1 protein-coding gene and 1 pseudogene are annotated in these 1,606 nt (G+C 68.1%); both read left to right on the top strand.

What is annotated here, in order from left to right; genetic code table 11:
* Positions 1-216 precede the first annotated feature (216 nt).
* Positions 217-648: a 50S ribosomal protein L11 gene (gene rplK, locus AB0C20_RS36095; protein ID WP_091402426.1), complete on the top strand. Its 432-nt coding sequence runs from the start codon at positions 217-219 to the stop codon at positions 646-648.
* 79 nt (positions 649-727) lie between these two features.
* Positions 728-1,423, top strand: a pseudogene (rplA, locus tag AB0C20_RS36090) (50S ribosomal protein L1); the annotation flags it as partial.
* Between the last annotated feature and the right edge of the window lie 183 nt (positions 1,424-1,606).

Here is a 1,606-nt window from a genome sequence, read left to right as displayed (position 1 = left end):
TGCCGAGGGCCTGGCGGGGCTGGCCCGCATGGCGGTGACCGCGTCCTTCCTGGACCGCCGCCGACGTCGGCGTACGCGCTCTCGCTCGACCTCGGCGGACGAGTGGGCTGCGGCCTGCGCTACTCTTGAATGTCGCCGCTGTCGCACCGCGCTGACCGTGCGCGCCCGAGGGCGGCGACAGCCGCATTTTCCCAGCTCCAAGCCCCAGGAAGTGACATGCCTCCGAAGAAGAAGCTCGTCAAGACGTTCACGCTTCAGTTGCCGGCGGGCCAGGCCACGCCGGCGCCGCCGGTCGGCCCCGCGCTCGGCCAGCACGGCGTGAACATCATGGAGTTCTGCAAGTCCTACAACGCGCAGACCGAGTCTCAGCGGGGCGACATCGTCCCCGCCGAGATCAGCGTGTTCGAGGACCGGTCCTTCACGTTCGTGCTGAAGACCCCGCCCGCTGCCCGGCTGCTGATCAAGGCCGCCGGTGTGCAGAAGGGTTCGGGTGTTCCGCAGTCCGAGAAGGTCGGCTCGGTCAGCCGCGCCCAGCTGCGTGAGATCGCCGAGAAGAAGATGGCCGACCTCAACGCCAACGACATCGCCCAGGCCGAGAAGATCATCGCCGGCACCGCCCGGTCGATGGGCATCACCGTCAACGACTGACGTCGGCCCCGGCCTTCGACCCAAACCGTGGGAGGGCTCGCGCCGAGCGGCCCGCCAGAGACCACAGGAGTAATCAGCAATGCAGCGCAGCAAGAGCTACCGCAAGGCCGCCGATGTCATCGACCGGTCGAAGCTCTACACCCCCACCGAGGCCGTGAAGCTGGCCAAGGAGACCACCAACGTCAAGTTCGACGCCACGGTCGAGGTCGCCATGCGCCTCGGCGTCGACCCCCGCAAGGCGGACCAGATGGTCCGCGGCGTGGTCAACCTGCCGCACGGCACCGGTAAGACCGCCCGCGTGATCGTGTTCGCCAGCGGCGCGAAGGCCGAAGAGGCCGCCGCCGCGGGTGCGGACGAGGTGGGCACCGATGAGCTGGTCGCCCGCATCCAGGGTGGTTGGCTGGACTTCGACGCGGCGATCGCCACGCCGGACCAGATGGCCAAGATCGGCCGGATCGCGCGGATCCTGGGCCCGCGCGGTCTCATGCCGAACCCGAAGACCGGCACGGTGACCATGGACGTCACCAAGGCGGTGTCGGACATCAAGGGCGGCAAGATCACCTTCCGGGTGGACAAGCACTCCAACCTGCACCTGATCATCGGCAAGGCCTCCTTCACGGAGACCCAGCTGGTGGACAACTACGCTGCGGTGCTCGACGAGGTGCTGCGTGCCAAGCCGTCCGCGGCCAAGGGCAAGTACCTTCGCAAGGTCATCCTGACCACCACGATGGGCCCGGGCGTCCCGGTCGACCCGAACCTGGTGAAGAACCTTAGAATATTCCCTCGACGCCGTGACCCACAGCGACGACGGCACCAGCGCCGAACGGCTGGCCACTCCGACCCTGTCGCTGGTCCTCGCGGCGTGCTCTCCGACTGGATGACCTCGTTCCGGCCGGAGCCGCAGACATGACCGACACCGACGGCACCACTGACGGGGAGCCGGATCCCGAGATCACCC

Source organism: Micromonospora sp. NPDC048843 (assembly GCF_040649965.1).
Classification (GTDB): Bacteria; Actinomycetota; Actinomycetes; order Mycobacteriales; family Micromonosporaceae; genus Micromonospora; species Micromonospora hortensis.
The sequence above is the reverse complement of the archived record's forward strand: the minus strand, read 5'-3'. Positions and strand labels throughout refer to the sequence as shown.

Coding starts and splice junctions, on each gene's coding strand:
- rplK (WP_091402426.1), top strand. CDS start 217: ATGCCTCCGAAGAAGAAGCTCGTCAAGACGTTCACGCTTCAGTTGCCG.